Origin of the sequence: Halomonas sp. BN3-1, from assembly GCF_003056325.1 — a bacterium.
Lineage (GTDB): Bacteria > Pseudomonadota > Gammaproteobacteria > Pseudomonadales > Halomonadaceae > Halomonas > Halomonas litopenaei.
Genome location: NZ_PYVV01000012.1, coordinates 139,322 through 161,165 on the forward strand (window position 1 = coordinate 139,322; position 21,844 = coordinate 161,165).

Below are 21,844 nucleotides of genomic sequence, written 5' to 3' on the forward strand. Positions count from 1 at the left end.
CTCCTTGGTAAACTGGGCGCTCAAGGCCCGAAAAAGTACTGGTAGTTCAGGGAGGCATTCAGCCGGGTGCTTTCATCGGCACCGGTCCCGTGGTCGAACCCGGCCTCCAGGGACAGTGCGTCACTTCCGAACACCCGTGTACCGACCATCAGCGAGGCACTGCCCGCCAGCTCGCCGCCGGGCCAGCGATGGCCGCCGGACAGGTCCAGTTGCCAGCGCGGGGAGGCTACCTGGGGGTAGGGAGCGCCAGGGGCGCCACGAGACAGGCTGAGACCGAGCCCGAGCACACTGGCGTCATCGTTGAACAGGGCGTCGGAATCGACGCCTGCAGCAAGGCGGTCGGCAAGCACACCTGGCAGGCGACCATCGGGGTCCTGGCTCTCGTGGGTGGCGAAGAGACGCAGGCCGAGGCGCCGAGTCTCTCCCTGGAGCAGCGCGTGTTCCCAGCTGGACTCGAAGTAGCGGCCACTACCCAGTCCACTTTCATCGAAACGCTCGTGATAGCGGGTATGGCGAGCATCCAGGCTGAGTCTGTCACGCCGCGTTGGTGTCCAGTCCAGGCCGATGCCCAGCCGGTCTTCGGTGGCCAGCAGGCGAAGCCTGTCGTTGGCCGTGGATGGCTGTTGCCAATCGGCCTTGAAGCGTGTGCTGAGGTGGCTGGAGAGGTTGTAGCGATGGCTGAGCTGGGCCTCTAGATGGTTTTCGGCGTCGCTGTCACGGCTACCCACGGAGAGTCGGGTGCTGGAGCGAATTCCGCGATGGGTCGCGCTCACGGACACCAGCCGCTCCTCGTCCAGGTCGTGGCCGGACAGGGGGAGCGAGACATCATCCTCGTCCAGGGAAATCCGGCCGATGGCGAGCTCTGCGCCCCAGCGTTCACCGGTGAGCTCGAAGGCAGCCTGGGTGTGCTCCAGGCCCAGTTCGCCGATTTCCTGGTAGCGATGGCCGATACCGGCGCGTTGCGGCACCTTGCTCGCCAGACCGACGATTTCCCCGCGCCGATCGGCGCCGCGATGATGCGAGAGCAGGGCGTGCTGCATGGCATCCCCACGCCGCTCCAGGGCCATGGCGCCGGCCAGTCGATCACTGGGTGCCAGGGGCAGGTCGGGGTCGTCCAGCATCTGGCCAATGGTGGCATGGTCCAGTTGGGCGATGGCGACGTTCAGACGATGATAGCTGGGAGTCGGCAGGCCCAGGTGGTGCCGCTGCAGCCACAGATAGCGGTAGCGCGCCTGCCACCCCAGCAGCGCCAGCAGATCAAGAGTGCGGACGCCATTGGTGGTGGCGTCTGTATCCAGCAAGGGCAGATGAGTCGCCAGCGCCTGATACCAGTCAGCGGCGGGCTCGGTACCGATCTGCGGTGCCGACCAGATCAGCCCTTCCAGCTGTCGACCCAGGATCGCGGTGTCCAGGCGGTGCGCCGGTTCCAGCTGGCTGGCAAGACGAGGCGCCAGCAAGGTCACCGCTCGCCTGCGTAGTCCAAGCGCGACCCCAGGATGTCCGGACTGGTCGAAGGTATCGGCGATTTCCATCAATACCTCGGCCCCGGGAGCCGGGCCTTCAGCGCTGCGGCGATACCACAGCCGTGCTCGGCGGGTGTCGCCGATGGACTGGTAGCCGCCGGCCACTGCAAGAGTCAGTTGCTGGCTGGTCGATGCCAGGGGGGCCGCCTCGGCCAGACGCTGTGGCAGTTCTCGGTGCTGGAGCATGGTCAGGGCATAGATTTCGCCGGCCCTCAGACTGGGATCGGCCGGGGCCAGGCGCAGCCCTTTGCGAATCGCCGTCAATGCATCCCGGGGATTGAGGTTTTTCAATTCGCTGTCGGCGACCAGGCCCCAATAGGCGGGGGAGTCGGCGAAAGGCTCGGGGTCCTGGCGAGCGAGCGTCAGCAAGCGGCGCGCGATGTCGGGGCGTCGCTGTTCTTGTGCGGTATGAAAGCCCGCCAGGATGGCGTCGGTATCCTTGAAACGCTGCCAGCGCTGTATGGCCAGGGTTTCCACCAGCACGGCGTCGCCGTCGATGACGGCAGCGTGGAGCAGACGCAGGCTTTCCTGACGGCTCAGCGGTTGCCGGGTGGCCAGTTGCTGGTAGGACTCGATCACTTCCTTGGCGTGGCCTGCTGACCAACCCAGTTCGGCGCGTTGCTGCCAGGTGCTGGGGCTATCGGCAGGCAGCACCGCGAGGGCGTCGGACAGTTGCCACTGGCGCCGCAGCAGTCGGCCTTGCTGGCGTGCCGCCTCATCGTGATCGAAGGAGGAGGCCTGACGCAGCGCCGCCCACTGGGCCTCGGCGTCGGCCAGTGCTCCGGTCTGCTCCAGCAGGGTGGCCAGGCGTACCTTGAGCAGAAGAGAGAGGCGTTCCTGGCGGTCCCAGCGGCGCAGGTGGGCAATGGCCGCGTCGGGGTCGCCGAGATCGTTGAGCACATCGACGAGCTGGCCTCGCTCCACGGCGGTCAGCTCGTCCCTTGCGTTCAGGCGCTCGAGGGCGGCGCGGGCCCGAACACGGTCGTAGCCGGCCAGGGCCATGGCCACCAGCTGGCGATCTGCCGCTGCATCCGGATGTGACGTCGCCAGGGCTTCCAGGGTTGCCACAGCACCGGGCGTATCGCCTGACCAGCGCTGGGCATTGGCCAACTGATGGGCGTAGGCGGCCGGATCGGCGGCGTTCAGTCGCTGTAGCGGCGCTACCGCCAGTTCTGGCTTGCCTGCCGCCAGGGCAACCGCCGCCAGTCGTTCGAGGCGCTCGGGATCGTCTTTATCCAGCGCCTGCAATCGGGTGGCCCAGGCGAGTGCCTGGTCCACGTCATTGACGGCCAGCGCCAGGCGAATGGCCAGGTCAAGCAGTTCCGCGTCGTTGGGATAGACGTCCAGATACTGGCGTGCGTAGTTCATGCCCTGCTGACTGTCGCTCTGGAATGCCGCCTCCAGGGATTGCCTGGCGACTTGCCGGTCAGGGCTTTCGATCTGGTCCGCGGCCTGGGCCGGCGGGATGACAAGGTCGAGCCAGCCAAGCACAGAGGCACGCATATCTCGCGCCAGCCAGGCCCGGTGCCAGGCGGATGAGGCGCGTATCGGTGAACCCGCCTGCATCCAGCTGCGTCCGGCTTCCCTGAGCCAGTGAAAGCGTCGATCCTGATCGCGCTGGGCCAGTGCCTCGAAGCATTCTGCGGCTTCCCAGGGGTGTTCGAGGGACAGCCAGCGATGCGCCATCAGCGTCAACCGTTCGATCGACAGGCGCGGATCGGTCTCGCCCGGCCCATCGATGCCGGCCCAGGCATGGATGTCGTAGAAGCGGTCGACCAGCTGACGGCGCAAGTTCGCGTCATGGGGGTCGCCCGGTTCCAGGGCATTGATGGCCTGCCAACGCTGTTCCAGCAACCACCACTGGACCTCGGGATCGGTATCGCCCTCGAGGGGGGCCAGGGTCTCGCCGGCGGCGCCGGGTTGCTGCGCCTCGAGCTGAAGCCGGGCCAGAGCCAGGCGAAGGTCCCGACGCTGAGGGTCCGCATCCAGGCGTGCCTTGGCCAGCAACAAGGCAGCGTGGCGATCGTTTTCGGCATTCATGCTGGCCTGGGACAGCAGGTGTCGTGCTGGCTGGAAACCGATCAGCACCAGCACCAGCCCAAGCACCAGTAACCTGAACGCCCAGGGCGGCAGCAGCGCCTCGCGCGACTTATCCACAGGACACCTCGATGGTGGCGGGCCCGGGGGCCGAGTAATCGAGCACGAGGCTGTCGCCATGGCGACGCTGGCGAGCACCGGGCGCCTTCACGTGACACTGACCGAGCCCGGTCAGCTCGGCTTCAAGGGCGACCTGTTCGGCTTCCAGGGTCAGCGAGAAGCCGCCATCCGTGGCCCTGTGCCAGGCCGTCGTTCGCCCATTGGCACGACGCAGGCGGGGCAGTCGGGGGGATGCTTGACCAAGCCACAGGATCTGGCGCTGTTGCCCGTCCAGCGACAGGTAGCGCCCCTGCTCGATGTCGGTGACGCTGACGACCCCGGTGGAGCGCCCCAGGTCAGGCCAGCCAAGGGACGCGGGCAAGCGCAGGGTGCGCAGGCTCGAGCCGCCGGTAATCTGCCAGGCGCCGTCCAGTCGGCGGGCGACGCCCAGGTCGTACCAGTGGGTGGCGATGTCGCTGTAGGTGCTGGCGTAGAGCGGCAGGGTGTCCTGCTCCTGTACGGCGTCGTAGACCTCTTCCAGGGCGCGCAGCGAAGCGGGGTACGCCGCGCTGTAGAAGTGGTAGTAGATATTGATGGGTTTCAGCCGCCGCGGCAGGTCGGTCAGTTCGAAGGTCTCGAGTACCCGCCGGTACCCCCACTTGGGCGTGGTCATGTGATCGGTGTAGACGTTTTCGTTGATCTCGGGCGCAAGCACCTGCAGGTAGCGTCCGATGGGTCTGAGCATCGGCGATACCTGGGTCAGAGAGGGGTTGTCGCGAGTGATATGGGTGTTGCCGCCGTTGAGGTTGGCCAGTCCCAGGCGTTCGCTGATCGCCAGGGCCTTCTCGGGCGGCACGGCGTCGCCACTCCACAGGATCGTCGTGACCTTCTTGCCCGGGGGGGCGAGATCACGATTGATATAGGCGGTGGAGCCTGCGACTTCACGCTCCAGCGAGAAGTGATAGCCGTCCAGTGGCATATTGAAGGGAAAGCCCGCCGGCGTTCGGCCTTGGCCGGCAAGTTCGCCTTCCTTGAGATCGAGCCAGTCGAAGGGGTGGCTGTAGGTATGGCTGGCGATCTCGACCCAGGGCAGGGCAAAGATTTCCCGCGCCAGGGGCTCCAGTTGCGTTCTCAGTTCCGGATGGGTGCCGCCTTCGCCGAATTCTCCCTCGATGATGGAAACCGTGGTGGGCACTTGGTAGCGCTTGAGGATCCGGTCGAGCATCACTTCGCCGGTGAAGGGGGCCCCTGGCCATTCACCGCGGCTGATAAAGGCATCACCGTCGATATGGGTAAGCCACAGGCGTGAGCCGTTCTCCGTGGTGGCATCGGGGATCGGGAAATCCTCCATGCCGAGGCTCTTGGCAATGAAGGCAAAGGGATCGAGGATCCAGCGTTGCTGGCTGTCGCTCGCCTCCTGAAACAGCCAGGGGCTCAGCGCCACCCCGCCCCAGGGCCCTGTGACCACCGGTGACAGTTCGATACCGTTGCGGTCGGCCAGGATCAGGTGGGCGGTGTTGGTATCGGTCAGCAGACGATAGCCGGCGGGATAGATGCCCGGCCCTTCCGGCATGCCCTCGAAGCCGACCAGCGTATCGTGGTGGTGAATCGTCAGACTGGTGGCATCGATCCTTTCGACGTTGATGATGCCGAGTTGCTGCCCCAGTCCCTGAGAGAAGTCGATCCCTTGATCGCCCATCAGGATCAGCCGAGCGCCCGACGAGACCTGGGAGGACAGCCAGGAGGAAAAGACGGTCGTGTCGCGCTCTGGCGGGGAGGGAAACCAGCTCAGGATGGCGGCGTAGCGACCATGCATGGTACCGGGGGGAGGAGGGGTGCCGATGTCTCGATACTCTGCCGAGTAGCCGAGGTAGTCGAGGATGGGCGTCAGGTAACGAAAGGCGTCCAGGTTGCTGATGTCGCCATTTTCGGCAGTATCGGCGTCATAGAAGATCAGGATCCTTCTGGGGATCGGCTCGATCAGGCCGACGCCGATCTGGTCGAGACCGGGCGTCGTGACCCACGGAATCACGCCGGCATCGAGGATGCGCCGAGCGGTCTGACGCGCCAGTGCTCGGTCCTCAGCGGGGACATAGTCGATGGCAATCGCCGGAAGACCATAACCACGAACACGCTCAAACTGCTGCTGAAGCCACTGCTGACGGGAGGGAGTGACGCCACCGTAGACGCCGGTGGCAGGTATCCACTCGCGGAACAGGGACTCGGCGGCGACACCGGCGATCTTGTCATGGACCTGGTCGAGCACCTCGAAGCCCCGGTTGAGCAGCAGCTTGAGGTGCGGATGACGTCGATGGATCTCGTCGATCAGTGATACCAGTGCCAGTTGCTGAGTCTGGGCGGCTGGGCCATCCGGCGCAAACCGCCGGTAGCTGTCCAGGGTATCCAGGAAAAGACCATCGTAGCCGGCATCGATCAGCACCTCGACACGCTGGTCCAGGAGATGGTTACGCCAGCCCTCGTTGCTCAGGTCGGCGATACGGGTGTCCCAGTCGGGGTTCTTCCCGACCAGCGCCGCCTGGGGGGCCTGGGTGCCTGTGGGCCAGCCGGCGTCCCACTCGCCCACACTCAGGTAGGCGAAGACCTCGGCACCACGTGCCGACAGACCTCTGTGTTCGCGTTCGGTGACAGCGTCGGCGTCCACCACCACCCAATCGAACTGGTCGAGCAGTTCCACGGGTGGACTGGCTTCGTAGTAGAAGGCGACGCTGGGCTGGGTGTCTGCCTGGGCGGCCAGCCCCAGCAATGACGTGACCAGAGCCGCCACCCAGGTACAGGCATGGCGGAATCCAGCCGAAGTTCGGGTACCGCTCATGCCATCTGGCCCTCCTGAGGCCCCTGTGCAGTCAAGCGTGCGTCGTGCTCGATCAAGGCCTTCAGGCCGTCTTCCAGCGAGCGCGGCTCCGTAAGGCCGAACCATTTATGCAGACGAGCGGTGGCGCCCAGGGAATGGCGAATATCCTCGCTGCGAGGGGGGGCAAAGCGGGGAACCTGCTGGCTTTCCAGCAGTGTGTTCAGAGCCGCAATCAGATCCATAAGTGACGAGGCCTTGCCTGTGGCAAGGTTGCAGACCCCCTGGTGATCGCTGAACAGCGCGCGGGCATTCATTCGCGCGACGTCAGCCACGAAGACGAAATCGCGGGTCTGGCCGCCATCGCCAAAGATCGTGGGGGCGTGGTTGTGACGCAGGGCATCGACGAACAGCGCGATGACACCGGCGTAAGGAGACTGGGGATCCTGGCGCGGACCATAGACGTTGAAGTAGCGAAAACCTAACGATGAGAGCCCGTGGAGCTGGTGTTGGAGGCTGGCGTAGCGCTCGTTGATCCACTTTTCGAGGCCGTAAGGGGACAGCGGACGGAGTCTTGCTCCCTCGTTCAGCGGCAGGGATTCGGGGGTGCCATAGACCGCCGCAGACGAGGCGTAGACCACCCGTGACAGCCCATGCAGGCAGGCAGCGTGGAGCACTTGTAGCGTCCCCATGACATTGTGCTGAGCCGACTCGTCGGGGTGGCTGACGGACCGTGCCACTGACACCTGAGCGGCGAGGTGCAGACAGCGCTCGACGCCATCCATGGCACGCTCCACATCGGCCCGGTTGCGTACATCACCGGCTACTATCTCGAGGCGGGGATGCTCCGGCAGATTGTGCCGCTTGCCACTGGAAAAGTTGTCCAGGACACGCACATGGTGTCCTTCCGATAGCAACTGGTCGACGCTGTGGGAGCCAATAAAACCTGCTCCACCGGTGACAAGGATGGTCGCTGACATTGCCTGGTTCCCCCAGATGGTCTTCGAAGGTGGCGTTCGGGGACGGTCTGGACGAAGTAGAATGTTGCTTGTCTTATGCCGTTAACGAAGCGGTCACTGTCAGGCTCGATACGCTTCGTCAAATTTCCCGGACCCATGTGAAGCACCATATTTGTCGCCGTGAAAGCGACACAATGCCCGAAGGTACATGATGACCAACTAAGCAAAAAAGCATTTAATGTTCTGTGAGAAAATTAAAGCTAAAGTCAGTCGTCGTATTCTTTTCCTGTTGTTTTTACTGTGTTTTCTATTTATTAAGCATGATGTTTTTTAGGTAGATTTTGTGTTTTTGTTCTGTGCTACTTTGTAGATAGTTGCTGGATAGGATTTTTACGCAAGAGGTGTTTCACGCGTTTTTCACGTAGTCGAAATGACCCTTTTACCTTCTTTGCTCAAAATTCACGTCAAGGCATGTCGTCAGGACGGGCGTACAAGAAGTGAAGGCGAGACGCGAAGGGTGCTGTTTGGCGGGCGTGCAAAGAATGTTCGCTACAAGCCGGTCATTTCTGAAAAATGCGACGCGGGCCCCTGGAAGCGAAGACGTCGACCCAGGCTTCATTAGGGGATTAATCATCCGGGACCTGACAATTAAAGAGGGGACAGACAATAAGAAGCAAGAAGCAAGGCTCGACCCGGGAGGCCGGGGCTGACAGCCCGCCCACGTGCACAAGTGAGATGACGTGGACGGGCGGGGAAGCCAGCAAGGCTCAGGCAGGAAGATGCCGGCTGATGCCGTCGGCGCCGCCGATCAGCAGGATGTCCGCCGGACGAGCGGCGAACAGGCCGTTGGTCACCACTCCGACGATCGCGTTGATGCGGGTCTCCAGGGCGACGGGGTCATCGATGTCGAGGCCGTAGCAGTCGATGATCTGATTACCGTTGTCGGTGACCACGCCCTCGCGGTAGACCGGATCGGCGCCAAGCTTGACCAGTTCCCGGGCGACGTAGGAGCGGGCCATGGGAATCACCTCGATGGGCAGCGGGAAGTCGCCCAGGCGCTCGACCCGCTTGGAGGCGTCGGCGATGCAGATGAAGGTCTTGCAGCAGGCCGCCACGATCTTCTCCCGGGTCAGCGCGGCACCGCCACCCTTGATCATCTGTAGGTGAGCGTTCACTTCGTCGGCGCCGTCGACGTAGACCGGCATGGTGCCGACTTCATTGAGCTCGTAGACGTCGATGCCGTGCCCCTTCAATCGTTGGGCGCTGGCCTCGCTGCTGGCCACCGCTCCGCGGAAGTCCCCGCGCAGCTCTGCCAGGCGGTCGATGAAGCAGTTGGCGGTGGAGCCGGTACCGACACCGATCACGATGTCACGGCCGAGCATCGGGCGGACCTCGTCGATGGCGGCGGCAGCGACGGCGTCCTTGAGTTCGTCCTGGGTCATGGAATACCTGCGATGGGGAGCGTGAGAAGAGAAAAGCTGCGGCCATTATAGGGCATCGCGAAAGACGGAAGAAACGCTGTCTGGCGTGTCACTGTGGTGCCTGGGCTCCGCCCGTTTCCGCCTTCATCGCGGTCGCGGCAGCTCGGCACTGAGGCAAGCAATGTCTGCCTGGGGTGGCTGGCGCTGGACGTTGGGCGTGAGGCGATGCTAACAATAGGGGTTTTGCCCGCCTCCCTCACGCTGGATACCAGAATGCTCGAAGCTACCGTCAAGAAGATTCTCCAGGCCCGGGTCTACGAAGCCGCCCGAGAAACGCCGATCTCACCTGCGCCCATGCTGTCGCGACGGTTCAACAATCAGATTCTGATCAAGCGTGAAGACCTTCAGCCGGTGCACTCCTTCAAGGTGCGCGGTGCCTACAATCGCATGGCCCACCTGACCGATGAGCAGAAAGCCAAGGGTGTGATCGCCGCCTCCGCCGGGAACCATGCCCAGGGCCTGGCGCTGGCGGCCAAGCAGATGGGCGTCAAGGCGGTGATCGTGATGCCTCGCATCACCCCGGAGATCAAGGTGGCTGCGGTACGCGGCTGGGGCGCCAAGGTCATCCTCAAGGGCGACGCCTTCGCCGCCGCCGCAGAGCACGCCCAGGAGCTGGTCGAGGCCCACGGCTACACCTATATCCCGCCGTTTGACGATATCGATGTGGTCGCCGGACAGGGCACCGTGGCCATGGAGATCCTGCGTCAGCACAGCGGCCCCATCGATGCGGTGTTTATTCCGGTGGGCGGTGGTGGCCTGATCGCCGGCATGGCGGCCTACATCAAGTACCTGCGCCCGGAGATCAAGGTGATCGGGGTGGAAGCCGAGGACAGCGCCTGCCTGAAGGCCGCACTGGAGGCCGGTGAAAGGGTCATCCTTGAACAGGTCGGGGTGTTCGCCGAGGGCGTGGCGGTGGCGCAGATCGGCGAGATTCCCTTTTCCCTGATGCGGGACCTGGTGGACCAGGTGATCACCGTCAACACCGACGAGATGTGTGCGGCGGTGAAGGATATCTTCGAGGATACCCGGGCGGTGTCCGAGACCTCCGGTGCGCTGTCGCTGGCCGGTCTCAAGAAGTACATCCAGGAGACCGGGGCCGAGGGCCAGACCCTGATATGCATCAACTCCGGCGCCAACACCAACTTCGATCGGCTCCAGCATATCGCCGAGCGTACCGAACTCGGCGAACAGCGCGAGGCGATCCTGGCGGTGACCATTCCCGAGCGTCCAGGCAGCTTCAAGAAGTTCTGCCGCACCATCGGCAAGCGCATGGTCACCGAATTCAACTATCGCTACGCCGATGTCGACCAGGCCCACATCTTCGTCGGCATACAGGTCAAGCCGGGCGGCGAGGATCGCCAGGCGCTGATCGGCAAGCTGATCGAGGCGGGCTACCCGGTCGAGGATCTGACCGACAACGAACTGGCCAAGCTGCATATCCGTCATCTGGGCGGCGGCCGGCCCCGTACCGAGTTCACCGAAGAAGTCTATCGCTTCGAGTTTCCCGAGCGCCCCGGCGCGCTGATGAACTTCCTGACCCACCTGCCCCAGGACTGGAATATCTCGCTGTTTCACTACCGTAACCACGGCGCTGCCTATGGTCGGGTGCTGGTCGGCATGCAGATTCCCAACGGGGATCGTTCCCACGTCGAGGAACATTTTGACGCCATTGGCTATCGCTATTGGAAGGAAAGTGACAATCCCGCCTACCAACTGTTCATGGCATAGCCATGGCGGGATGACGTCTTGGAAGTCGAGGCAAAGCGGCGTATCCTGCGCGCGCAAGCGCTGACTTACTTGCTGGGCATGATGACGCCTGGCTGGCGGGTTTCATCGTGGAAGCGTGATGATTGCCATACATGGGTGATCACCCTATAGTCTGAGTCAGTCGCTTTGACCACAACATCAAGACAATACGGCAAGCGGCCGTATGAAGGGAGTCAGGAATGAAACGCAAGCCCGATCTGATCATGTCACTGGTGCTGGTGTTCGGCCTGGGAGTCGTGGCAACCGGCTACGCCCAGGCGCTGGTGGGAGGTTGACGCACCAGGCACCATGGTCACGACATCGGCATAGATCCAACTCCGGCCGCCCTCAGGGGCGGCCGGAGGCGTTTCAGGCAGGGCGGATCACTCTTTGATCACTGACGATGGCGTTCAGCGGCACGTCCCAGGAGGCCACCGGCAGGCGTTCGACGCGCTGGACGTCATGGGCCAGGCCGATCAGGCGTGGCCTGGGGCCGCCCTGCCCGCTGTCGGGATGGGCGAAGGCCAGGGTGCGATCGTAGAAGCCTCCACCCATGCCCAGGCGCTGGCCGGCGTCGTCGAAGCCCACCAGCGGTAGAAGGATGGCGTCCAGCGCCCAGGACGGCAGACGACGCGACGGATGGGCGCCGTGACGGCTGCAGGGTTCGCTGATGCCGAAGCGATTGGCGACCATGGGGGTGTGCTCGTCGTAGCGGACGAACCACAGGCGATTGTCGCTCAGGGGGCGCAGTACCGGAAGATAGGCCTGGGCGCGCCGCTGGCGTAGCCAGTCGAGCAGGGGGCGAGGATCGATCTCCCCGTCATTGGGTAGGTAGAGCGCCACGCGACGGGCACTCAGCAGTTCAGGAAGGCGACGCAGGCGAGCCAATAGTGACTGGCTGGCGGCCTGCTGCTGGCGCGGGCTCAGGGCCCGGCGGCGGCGTCGCAGTTCGCGCCGCAGCTCGGTACGTGACAAGTGTCCGAGCGTCATCTGTGCGTCAATGGAAGAGCGCAGATCGTTCATTCGAGGTTCCCCAGAGTGCCGCTGTCGTTCTGGCCCTTGAACCCATAGGTTCAAGGTGGGTGGCCGCAGCCGAGCCGTCAGGCTTTCCGTCGCACGGACTTGCACACGGGCCCGGCTAGCATTTGGCCCCCTGGGTACTGCGCATAGGCTCGAGGGACTGTAACGACTGGCGCACACCCCAGGGAACTCCTCCATGCTACCAGACCGGGGCCTGGCGCCAAAGTGAAGATGCCTTCGAGTGCTTGGGGAGGCAGTGTCGACCAGGCGCGCTGGTCGTGAGACACCAGCAAGGGGATGAGATGCTGGCACGGCTCTCGCAGATGAGGCGGGGCGCGGACCACCGGGGCGGTACGGGACGTGATGCGGGCTCAGGTACCGAAAGCCCTGATCAGCCTTGATCAGACGTCGGAATCGCGACTCGGCGCCTTGGCGAGCGCCTGCTCCAGGCGGGTGTTCAGCTCGCTCAGGCTGGCTTCGCCTGCTCGCTTCTCGTCACGCAGGCCCAGCAGTTCGTGGGCCAGATTGAGTGCAGCCATGATGGCGATCTTCTCCCGATCCACCACCTTGCCCTGGGCGTGGATCCCCTGCATGGCCTGGTCCAGATAGCGGGCAGCACGCTCCAGTCCCTCCTGCTCCTCGGGGGCACAGGCGATGGTGTAGGGGCGTTCTAGCAGCGTAATGTCAGTGGTATGCCGCTTGGTGTCATTCATGGGCCTGGCTCCGGGGCGGGCCTTGGCTAACGCAGCGCCGAACGGGCAGGATGCGTTACCATCGGGGATCGATTGCGAGTCACTATAAGAGAGCCTTCAGCGGGGGGTCAACGCGACACCTCAAGACGGGATCACCGACGGCGCTTGCCGATGCCATGGGCAAGCGGCTTCTGGTCACCCCGGGGGCGCCGCGGTATTGCCACCCTGAACCTCTTCTTCAGCGGATATCATCATGTCTTTGATCAACGAACGCCAGGACTTCTCCACCATCGCCGACACCTTTTTGCTGCATGGCAGCATGCAGTCGCCGGCCTTTCTCGACGGGCGCCTGTGCGCGGCACTCGGCCTGCACGACCTCACCGCCGAGGCCTGGCTCGAGGAGGTCTGCCTGACCCTCGGGGTCGACCAGCCCAGAGACGAGCCCAGCGCCGAACGCCTGCTCGGCTGGCGCCGCCAGACCCTGGACGCCCTGGCCAGCACTGAGCTGAACTTCGAACCGCTGCTGCCTGACGAGATGTTCTCGCTGGCCGAGCGTGCCCAGGGCCTCAAGGAATGGACCCTCGGCTTTCTCGAAGTGGTGGAGGATGCAGGCGACGCGCCCAGAAAGAAGTGGTCCGAGCCGCTCAGGGAGGCCATCGAGGATCTCGCGGGTTTGGCCGCCATCGAGACCGATATCGACGACAGCGCCGAGAACGAAAACGACCTCTTTGCCCTGACCGAACACGCCCGCATGGCGGCGATGCTGCTCTATACCGAACAGCACCCTGGCACCCCGCAGGTCGAGCAGGTCGACGAGACGCCCCCCACCACCCACTGACGCTTGCCAAAGTCCCGAACGATGCCTGCAAAGTTCGGGATTTTTCCCTCCTTTTCCCGTCGCCAGAGCCTGCTATGCTGGATGGTGTGATCGATCCGGCAGCGCACTTCTGGGCTCGAGTCGCCGGCCAATCGGCCGCTTACCTATCCTTGGCGATCATGCCTTTCTCGGCGATCACAGCTTTTTCATCGGTGCGTGCCTCTGGTGTGGTGGACGCTTCTCGCCGCCGCCCGGGGCGTCGCCGCTGGTCGACGACCGGGTAGTCGTGGATCGGGTAGTCGTGGACCGGATGATCGTCGGATTACCGCGCACATGGGTGCGCCAATTTTCCAGAAGAGTGTCTTGTAGCAAGTCCTGTAAGGGAGGGATGCTGGTGGTTGAGGTATAAATCAGGGTGCTGTTTCGCCAGGGCAGTTGGTGGTTTTATAGCCAACTAGCACGCTAATAAATGTTTGATTACGTAAAGTTATTACAGGAATACAGTAATGCCGCAAGACACCCCCGAGAGCACTGTGGAACCAACGGCAAGCCGCCTTTCAGCGAACGCCCCTCAGGCGTCTTGCCAGGAAGGTGGCCATACGGTCGAGCGGGTCGACGTGGCGATCATCGGCGGGGGGCTGGTGGGGGCGAGCCTGGGGGCGGCCTTGGCGGAATTGATCGAACATTCCGGCCTCAACGTCGCGGTGGTCGAGGCCGCACCGATGGCACCGCTCGCACCGTCTCCGCAGGAAGCGGCGCCTTCGGCGGGAGAAGACGACGCCTGGCAGCCAAGCTTCGACGCCCGCGCCAGCGCCATTGCGGCGGGGTCCGCCGCGCACTTTTCGCGCCTCGGGGTGTGGTCGGCCATGGCCGCGAAGGCCAGCGCGATCTCGCTGATCCATGTCAGCGAAAAGGGGCGCCTTGGTGCGACGCGCCTGCGTGCCGACGAAATGGGCGTCGAGGCGCTCGGCTACGTGGTACCCAACGCCTGGATGGGGCGGGTGCTGCATCGCCGCCTGGCCGAGCTGCCGCTCGACTGGCACTGTCCGGCTCGGGTGGAGCGTATCGAACCCGTGGCCGCAGGCCATCGTCTGTGGTTGTCCAGCGGCAGCGTGCTGGAGGCCGGCCTGACCGTGCTGGCCGACGGCGGTCGCTCTGGCCTCAAGGAGGCGCTGGGGATCGAGAGCGACGCGGCCCCCTACGATCAGGTGGCAATGATCGCCAATGTCGCGGTCGGGCGCCCCCACCAGGGCGTTGCCTACGAGCGCTTCACACGGCAAGGCCCGATGGCGCTGCTGCCGCTGCCGGGCCAGGCCATGGAGCTGGTGTGGACCCATGAAAAGGGCAGCGAACAGCGCCGACTGGCATTGTCGGACCGCGCCTTTCTCGAAGAGCTGCAGGTCGCCTTTGGCGATCGAGCCGGCGCCTTCGTCAAGGTCGGCCAGCGTCACGTTTACCCGCTGTCGCTGGTCACCGCGCGGGAGACGACACGGCCGGGGCTGGCGGTGCTGGGCAACGCCGCACATGCCCTGCACCCGGTCGCGGGCCAGGGCTTCAACCTCGCGCTGCGAGGGGTGATCGACCTGGTCGAGGCCATCGAGCAAGGGCTCGAGGCCGGCCAGGCGCCTGGCAGCGCGGCGACCCTGGCCGCCTTCGAGCGACGCCGCGAAGCGGACCAGCGCAATGTGGTGCGCTTCAGCGACGGCCTGATTCGGCTGTTCGGCATCGACCAGCCACTGCTGTCCCACGCCCGTGCCGCGGGATTGATTGGCCTGAACCTCGCAGGGCCGCTGAGGCGGGGCCTCGCCAGGCGGGCCATGGGCAGCGAACGATAACTGGGTAGGGGCAACCCTGGCCCGCTGGTGTCATCTGGCCCACAGAGCCTTGCCGTGGCGTCAGGCAGCTGCCCCTGAAAGCCTGGCGGTCGAGCATAGGAATGCCCTTGGCGGTACACTGGGTGCGCTGCGTTGCCGGGACCCTGAGGGCGAATCCGCAAAGGCACGTGGCGCAAGCGAGTCAGTGGTTGTCAGGAAGACTGGGAGAGCGAGACGCCGATGAAGGAGCAGGCAGAGGGTTCAGCCGCCAAGGCAGCGCCGACGGGAGTCGATGTGGTGATCGCCGGTATCGGCATGGTAGGTGCCGTACTGGCCGTGCTGCTGGCACGGGAAGGCTGGACGGTCGCCATGGTGGACCCGCGTCCGGGCCCGCTGGACTCGGATGACCTGCCGGGCAGTGTGCCGGCCCCCCGCGTCAGCGCCCTGACCCCGGTGTCTCGACGGTTGCTGGAAGGCCTCGGTGCCTGGTCGCGCATCGACGCCTGGCGCGCCACGCCCTACACCGCCATGCAGGTGTGGGACGCCGACGGCTCCGGCGAGGTTGGCTTTCGCGCCGATCAGGCCGGCGTACCGGTGCTTGGCCATATCGTCGAAAACGATGTGATTCTGGCGGCGCTGGAAGCCGAACTGTCGAGGCTGCCTCAGGTGCAACGCCTGCATGGTCGCAAGGTGGTGGCGCTGGACGACGGCGCCGTTCGTCGGCGGGTGACCCTGGATGATGGCAGCGTGCTGGCCGCCCCGCTGGTGGTCGGCGCCGACGGTGCACGTTCACCGCTGCGCGAGCTGGCCGGGATAGCGGTACGTGAACAGGACACCGGGCAGTGCGCGCTGGTGACCACGGTGAAGACCGAGCGGCGTCACGGCGGTGTAGCCCGTCAGGCCTTTCTGGCCACCGGCCCCCTGGCCTTCCTGCCGCTGACGGTGGCGGGAGACAGCCACTACTGCTCGATCGTCTGGTCCACCACCCCGCAGGAAGCCGAGCGCCTGGCGGCACTCTCGCCGGCGGCGCTGGGCCAGGCCATGGCCGAGGCGCTGGATCATCGCCTGGGTGCGGTGGAGGTGCTGGATGAGGCCAGGAGTTTTCCGCTCAGCCAGCGCCACGCCGAGCGCTACCACCTGCCGGGGCTTGCGCTGATCGGCGACGCCGCTCACAGCATTCACCCCCTGGCCGGCCAGGGGGTGAATCTGGGCTTTCTCGATGCGGCGGTACTGGCCGAAGAGTTGCTGAACGGACGCCGTCGTGGTGTAGCACCTGGCGGCGTGAGCCTGCTGGCCCGCTATGAGCGACGTCGGCGTGGTGATAACGCCATGATGCTGGTGCTGATGGAAGGCTTTCGGCGTCTGTTCGGCAGCCGCCACCCGGGTCTGACGCTGGCGCGCAACCTGGGGCTTTCCGGCGTCGACCGGTTGTCTGCGATCAAGCGCCTGATCATGCAGCAGGCCACCGGCTCACGCGGGCGCCTGCCGCTTAGCTGTCGCTAGGGGGCAGGCCGAGCGCGGGCCGGGGCCTCGTCGCCCGGCCTAGGCGCTGTCCGAAAAGTCGACGAGCGAAGGTTAGACAAGGCAAAAATCGGTGAGAAAGCGCAGTTTACGGGGTGTAAATGAGCATTTTGACCGGGCTGGCGCACCAGCCGATTTTTAACGCCGTATTACCGAGCGCAGGCACTTTTCAGACAAGCCCTAGCGCGTGTCGCGCTGACTGATCACGTTCAGCGCCTTCAGCAGATTCAGTGCCTCGCCCAACTGGTAGTCGCCGTCCAGCCGATCGCTGCGGCTGCTGCCGGCGCGATCTCCACCATCGCCAAGGTGCCCTTCCAGGTCAGACTCGCGAATGCGCAGGTTGCTGGTATCGGCGACCTCGAGACGGCCGCGCACGACCTCGACGTCGGGCTCGATACCCTGGGCCTGGATCGAGCGACCGTTAGGGGTGTAGTAGAGCGCGGTGGTCAGCTTGAGCCCTTCACCATTGCCCAGCGGCATGATCTGCTGCACCGAGCCCTTGCCGAAGCTTTCGGTGCCCATCACCACGCCTCGGCGCTGGTCCTGCAGGGCGCCTGCGACGATCTCGGCGGCGGAGGCGCTGCCGCCGTTGATCAGCACCACCAGCGGCACCTCCGGCGCCGCGGTGCGCTGGGTCGCCGAAAAGCGCATGTCGCTATCGGACAGGCGCCCCTCGGTGTAGACGATCAGGCCACGGTCGAGGAAGGCGTCGGCCACGTCCACCGCCGACTGCAGTACGCCGCCGGGGTTGTTGCGCAGGTCCAGCACGATGCCTGACAGAGCCCCCTGGTCGCGCAGTTCGGTCAGGGCATCCTCGACCTGCTCGCCGGTGCGGGCCTGAAACTGACTGATGCGCAGATAGCCGTAGCCGGGCTCGAGGATGTCGCTCCTCACGCTGTCGGTGCGGATGATTTCCCGAGCCAGGGTGACCTCGCGTGGAGCACCATCGCCGGCGCCGACCACGGTCAGGCGAATCTCGGTGCCTGGCTCGCCTCGCATCATGTCCACCGCTTCCTGCAGGGATAGCCGATCGGTGGGGGTCTCGTCGATGCGCAGGATGGCGTCCTGAGCCTGAAGGCCCGCGCGCTCGGCCGGGGTGTCGTCGATCGGCGAGATCACCGTGAGCTGGCCGTCGTCGAGCCCGACCTCGATGCCGATCCCGCCAAACTCGCCTTCGGTGGTCTCCCGCAGGTTGCGATAGGCCTCGGCGTCGAGGTAGCTGGAGTGGGGGTCCAGCTCCGAGAGCATGCCGCGCATGGCGTTCTTGAGCAGGGTCGCATCATCGATCTCTTCCACGTAGCCGCGCTTGATCCGCTCGAACACCTCGGAGAAGGCCTGGATCTCGCTGATCGGCAGATCATCGTCGGTCGCCTGGGCGCTGGCCAGCGAAGGCCAGGCCAGGGACGCGGCGAGGCACCACGCAAGGCAAGTCCCGGTCAGTGTCTTGAGGCGCGGGGGACGGTGGGCGGCTCGGGGTTCGGTCATGCGGTCTCCGCTCGACGTAGGGGCAAGGTTCAAGCATAGCCTTAGGCCGGATGGTTGAAAATGGCGTGTGCTCAGCGCCGCGCGATCCAGCCACCAGGATCGATGGGGTCACCGCCACGGCGTACCTCGAAATACAGCCCCGGAGCGTCGCGGCCTCCGCTGACGCCGACGCGGCCCAGTGTCTGGCCGCGCTCCACACGGCTGCCGACCTCCGTCTCGAAGCGTTGCAGGTGGGCGTAGAGGGTCATCACCTGGTCGCCGTGGTCGACGATCAGCAGATTGCCGAAGCCGCGCATCCAGTCGGCGAACACCACCCGGCCGGGGTGAACCGCTTCGACCGAAGTCCCGGATGGCGCCTGAATCAGGATGCCGTTGCGGTGGACGCCGCGGGATTCGCGAAAGCGCGACAGCATCATGCCCTGAACCGGCCACGGCAGGTCGCCCCGGGTGCGCTCGATGGCGGTGGACGGCGGCGGGCGCTCGAGCCGTGCCATGGTTTCCTGCACCTCGCGCAGCACCCGCTCGGCGTGGGCCCGGTCCTGGTCCAGCGAGGCCAGTTTCGAGGCCTCGGTGTCGTAGCGTTGGTCGAGCTGTGCCACCAGCGCCTGACGCTCGCGGCTCTGCCTGGCCAGGGCCTGGCTACGGGCCGCCACATCGGCCTCCAGGGAAGCCAGCTCCTCGCTGCGGTGTTCGAGCTCGCGGCGGTTGTCATCCAGACGCTGGTCCAGTTCAGCGAGCAGGTCGAGGCGCTCGTTGCGGGCGTCGGCAAGATGGTTGAGATAGGCCTGCAGGCGGTCCAGTCGTGCCGGGTCGTCCTGATTCAGCAGCAGCTTCAACTGTGGTGTCAGGCCCATGCGATAGAGCGCATCGAGTTGACGACCCAGGGCTGCCCGCTGCTCCCGGCGTTCGGCTTCCATCAGTTCTCGGCGATGCGCAAGCTCGGCCATCTCCTGATCGAGCCGGCGGCGTTCGGCCTGCAGCGTATCCAGGCGCTGGTGGGTCTCGGCCAGTGCCGTTTCCACCTCGCGCAGGGCCTCGCTGGCCTGGTCGCGGGCGCTATCGGTGCTGGCCAGGCGCTGACTGGCCTCTTGAATACGCTCGCCGATGGCGTCGAGCCTTTGCCTGGCCTGCTGCTCGCTGGGACTGGCCTGAGCGAGCGGCAGGCCGGCCTGCGTCACAGGAGTGAGCGGCAGGCCACCCAGCCACAGGACCGCTGCGCCCAGGGCGACAGCCGCGCGGACAAACCCACAACGCCGCCCCGGGCGGGGCGGCGTCGTACGTGGTGGTGGGCAGCTGCCGGGCTGGCGCCTCGATGGCGCGACTGGGGCTGCGGTGCGCAGAGGCTTCACGACAGCTCGATCAGTACCTCGCCGGTCATCTCCTCCGGCACCGACTCGCCCATCATGGTCAGCAGGGTCGGCGCCAGGTCGCACAGGCGACCGCCGTCCTTTAGCCGGGCCTCGCGGCTGCCCACGTACACCAGAGGCACCGGGAAGGTGGTATGCGCAGTCTGGGGGTTGCCGGTCTCGGGGTGCACCATCTGCTCGGCGTTGCCGTGATCTGCGGTGATCAGGCAGGCACCGCCGGCGCGCTCGATCGCTTCGACCACCCGGCCCACGCACTTGTCTACCGCCTCGATGGCGGCCTTGGCGGCGTTGAAGTCACCGGTATGGCCGACCATGTCGCCGTTGGCGTAGTTGCAGATGATCAGGTCAAAACTGCCGCCGTCGATGGCGTCGACCAGGGTGTCGGTGAGCTCGAAGGCGCTCATCTCGGGCTTCTCGTCGTAGGTCTTGACGTCCTGGGGTGAAGGAATCAGCTCGCGCTTCTCGCCCTCGAATTCCTTCTCGCGGCCGCCGGAGAAGAAGAAGGTGACGTGGGCGTACTTCTCGGTCTCGGCGATGCGCAGCTGGGTCTTGCCGCGCTTCTCCATGACCTCGCCCAGGGTGTTGTTCAGGTCCGCAGGCGGGAAGGCCGAGGGCGCGGGAATATCCGCGGCGTACTGGGTCAGCATGACCAGGCCGTCGGCGGCCAGCGTCGGCTGTACTTGACGGTTGAAGCCGTCGAAGTCCTCGAGCACGAAGGCACGGGTCAGCTCGCGGGCGCGGTCGGCGCGGAAATTCAGGAACAGCACGGCATCGCCGTCTTCGGCAGCGACCGGCTTGCCGTTCGGGCGCACGCTGGTGGCGGCGACGAATTCGTCGGTCTCGCCACGCTCATAAGCGGCGTCGAGGCCGGCTTCGGCGCTCTCGGCCTGGTGCTCGCCATGGCCCTCGGTGATCAGGCGATAGGCCTTCTCGACACGGTCCCAGCGGTTGTCGCGGTCCATGGCGAAGTAGCGGCCGATGATCGAGGCGACGAAGCCGTTGTCCTGACCCACCAGCTCGGCGAGCTTGGCGTTTGCGCGCTCGATGGAGGCTCTGGCGCTCTTGGGCGCGGTGTCGCGGCCGTCGAGGAAACCGTGCAGGTAGATGCGCTTGGCGCCACGCCGCGCGGCCATCTCGGCCACTGCCAGCAGGTGATCCTCGTGGCTGTGAACGCCACCGGGGGACAGCAGGCCGAGCAGGTGGACCGCCTTGTCCGCCTTCACCGCCGCGTCGATGGGCGCGGTCAGCACGGCATTGTCGTCGATCTCGCCGTCTTCGATGGCCTTGGTGATGCGGGTGAAGTCCTGGTAGACGATGCGCCCGGCGCCGAGGTTCATGTGACCGACCTCGGAATTGCCCATCTGACCGTCCGGCAGGCCCACGTGGCGGCCATCGGTGTGGATCAGGGTGTGCGGGCGTTGCTGCCACAGGCGGTCCATGTTGGGGGTGTCGGCGGCGGCGACGGCGTTGGACGCGGCGTCTTCATTGTGTCCATAGCCGTCGAGGATGATCAGCGCCACCGGGCGCGGTGCGGTCGCAGTATCCGTCATGAGGAATTGCCTCTAGCTCAAGATGACCTCGCCCGGCATCCTTTTGTTGGCGCTCGACGCCTGGCGTCGTCGCCGGATGTCCTGGGGTGTCGTGGGTAAACGCTGGTGCCTGGCGATTCGGGAAGCGCGCCCGACAATAAGATCGGCGCGTCTTCGTGAGTCTCGTGGCTTGCGGTTTCAGGCTCGCGACACGATCCTCCTTGCGGCATCATATCGCACGCTGGCAGCGGTCGTCATTGACCCGACGAGGCAGTGTCCGGAGGCAGGCGGCATCGCCCCCGAGTCGTGTATACTGGCCGCCCTGCGGCGGGTAGCGGTGATCGAGCGCGGGCAACGTACCTGCGTCTCGCGTCGTCCGGTCTTTAGACTGGACTCGCAACACCGGCCTTGAGACACAGGTCTTGTGACATAGATCTTGTAACAAAGGCCATGGACGCCGATTTCGCCACCCAGGCCACCACCATTTTTGCATCCGACGAGAGTTAGCCGACCCCATGATCGATCAGCTGTTCGAATTTGTGCAGAATCACCCGTTGCTGGTGGCTGCCTTCCTGGCCGTGCTGACGGCCTGGCTGCTGTATGAGCTGCGCAACGCCAACGCCGGTGGCGTCACCACCAGCGAAGCGACCCAGATGGTCAACCGCGAAGACGCGGTAATTCTGGACGTTCGCGACAAGAACGACTTCAAGGCGGGACACATCGCCGGCGCTCGCAACATTCCCCAGAGCAGCCTCGATTCCCGTATCAACGAGCTCGACAAGGTCAAGGCTTCGCCCATCGTGGTGGTGTGCAAGCACGGCCAGAGCTCAGGTGCCGTGGCGGCCAAGCTCAAGAAGGCTGGCTTCGAGCGCGTGTTCAAGCTCAAGGGTGGCATGACCCAGTGGCAGACCGATAACCTGCCCATCGTCAAGAAGTGACCGTCCG

At 65.1% G+C, this 21,844-nt stretch carries 14 protein-coding genes and 1 other RNA gene; 5 read left to right on the forward strand and 10 right to left on the reverse strand.

Annotated features, from left to right (window positions below; all coding sequences use genetic code 11):
* Positions 1-20: 20 nt before the first annotated feature.
* The 4 genes from C9F12_RS16665 to rpiA form a co-directional block, all read right to left on the reverse strand.
* A complete protein-coding gene (locus C9F12_RS16665) occupies positions 21-3,680 on the reverse strand; it encodes a tetratricopeptide repeat protein (protein WP_162816510.1) in 3,660 nt (1,219 codons plus the stop codon).
* A complete protein-coding gene (locus C9F12_RS16670; protein WP_108449604.1) occupies positions 3,673-6,492 on the reverse strand; it encodes an endo alpha-1,4 polygalactosaminidase in 2,820 nt (939 codons plus the stop codon). The genes C9F12_RS16665 and C9F12_RS16670 overlap by 8 nt, the downstream gene beginning before the upstream one ends.
* Complete coding sequence (locus C9F12_RS16675) at positions 6,489-7,448, reverse strand: NAD-dependent epimerase/dehydratase family protein (RefSeq protein WP_108449605.1); 960 nt, start codon at positions 7,446-7,448, stop codon at positions 6,489-6,491. Before C9F12_RS16675 ends, C9F12_RS16670 begins: the two co-directional genes overlap by 4 nt.
* Positions 7,449-8,194: 746 nt before the next feature.
* Complete coding sequence (gene rpiA, locus C9F12_RS16680; RefSeq protein ID WP_045990979.1) at positions 8,195-8,869, reverse strand: ribose-5-phosphate isomerase RpiA; 675 nt, start codon at positions 8,867-8,869, stop codon at positions 8,195-8,197.
* A gap of 204 nt (positions 8,870-9,073) precedes the next feature.
* On the opposite strand from rpiA, the gene ilvA reads away from it, so the two are divergent.
* On the forward strand, positions 9,074-10,636 hold the full coding sequence (gene ilvA / locus C9F12_RS16685) for a threonine ammonia-lyase, biosynthetic (RefSeq protein ID WP_275886761.1): 1,563 nt from the start codon (positions 9,074-9,076) through the stop codon (positions 10,634-10,636).
* 387 nt (positions 10,637-11,023) lie between these two features.
* Here ilvA and C9F12_RS16690 read toward each other — a convergent pair whose 3' ends face one another.
* The 3 genes from C9F12_RS16690 to C9F12_RS16700 form a co-directional block, all read right to left on the reverse strand.
* Positions 11,024-11,644, reverse strand: coding sequence for a 5-formyltetrahydrofolate cyclo-ligase (locus C9F12_RS16690; protein ID WP_240184283.1), 621 nt, complete (start codon positions 11,642-11,644; stop codon positions 11,024-11,026).
* A gap of 36 nt (positions 11,645-11,680) precedes the next feature.
* Positions 11,681-11,865, reverse strand: a non-coding RNA gene (ssrS, locus tag C9F12_RS16695) — 6S RNA.
* A gap of 210 nt (positions 11,866-12,075) precedes the next feature.
* The gene (locus C9F12_RS16700; RefSeq protein WP_045990982.1) at positions 12,076-12,387 is read right to left on the reverse strand and encodes a cell division protein ZapA; all 312 of its coding nucleotides are present in this window, start codon (positions 12,385-12,387) and stop codon (positions 12,076-12,078) included.
* A 232-nt stretch (positions 12,388-12,619) separates the two neighbouring features.
* On the opposite strand from C9F12_RS16700, the gene C9F12_RS16705 reads away from it, so the two are divergent.
* From C9F12_RS16705 to C9F12_RS16715, 3 genes are all read left to right on the forward strand, one after another.
* The gene (locus tag C9F12_RS16705; RefSeq protein ID WP_045990983.1) at positions 12,620-13,204 is read left to right on the forward strand and encodes a YecA family protein; all 585 of its coding nucleotides are present in this window, start codon (positions 12,620-12,622) and stop codon (positions 13,202-13,204) included.
* A gap of 485 nt (positions 13,205-13,689) precedes the next feature.
* The gene (ubiH, locus tag C9F12_RS16710) at positions 13,690-15,018 is read left to right on the forward strand and encodes a 2-octaprenyl-6-methoxyphenyl hydroxylase (RefSeq protein ID WP_108449608.1); all 1,329 of its coding nucleotides are present in this window, start codon (positions 13,690-13,692) and stop codon (positions 15,016-15,018) included.
* Between the two features lie 219 nt (positions 15,019-15,237).
* Entirely contained in the window at positions 15,238-16,500 is a 1,263-nt protein-coding gene (locus C9F12_RS16715) for a UbiH/UbiF/VisC/COQ6 family ubiquinone biosynthesis hydroxylase (RefSeq protein ID WP_108449609.1), read from the forward strand.
* 198 nt (positions 16,501-16,698) lie between these two features.
* Here C9F12_RS16715 and C9F12_RS16720 read toward each other — a convergent pair whose 3' ends face one another.
* The 3 genes from C9F12_RS16720 to gpmI all read right to left on the reverse strand — a co-directional run bounded on the left by C9F12_RS16720 (position 16,699) and on the right by gpmI (position 20,920).
* Positions 16,699-18,003, reverse strand: coding sequence for a S41 family peptidase (locus C9F12_RS16720; protein WP_108449610.1), 1,305 nt, complete (start codon positions 18,001-18,003; stop codon positions 16,699-16,701).
* A gap of 71 nt (positions 18,004-18,074) precedes the next feature.
* Complete coding sequence (locus C9F12_RS16725; RefSeq protein ID WP_045990986.1) at positions 18,075-19,181, reverse strand: peptidoglycan DD-metalloendopeptidase family protein; 1,107 nt, start codon at positions 19,179-19,181, stop codon at positions 18,075-18,077.
* Between the two features lie 167 nt (positions 19,182-19,348).
* Positions 19,349-20,920: a 2,3-bisphosphoglycerate-independent phosphoglycerate mutase gene (gpmI, locus tag C9F12_RS16730; protein ID WP_108449612.1), complete on the reverse strand. Its 1,572-nt coding sequence runs from the start codon at positions 20,918-20,920 to the stop codon at positions 19,349-19,351.
* Between the two features lie 494 nt (positions 20,921-21,414).
* Between gpmI and C9F12_RS16735 the strand changes: the two genes are divergently transcribed.
* Positions 21,415-21,837 (forward strand): rhodanese-like domain-containing protein, encoded by a 423-nt coding sequence (locus C9F12_RS16735; protein ID WP_045990988.1) that lies wholly within the window; start codon positions 21,415-21,417, stop codon positions 21,835-21,837.
* Positions 21,838-21,844: the final 7 nt, after the last annotated feature.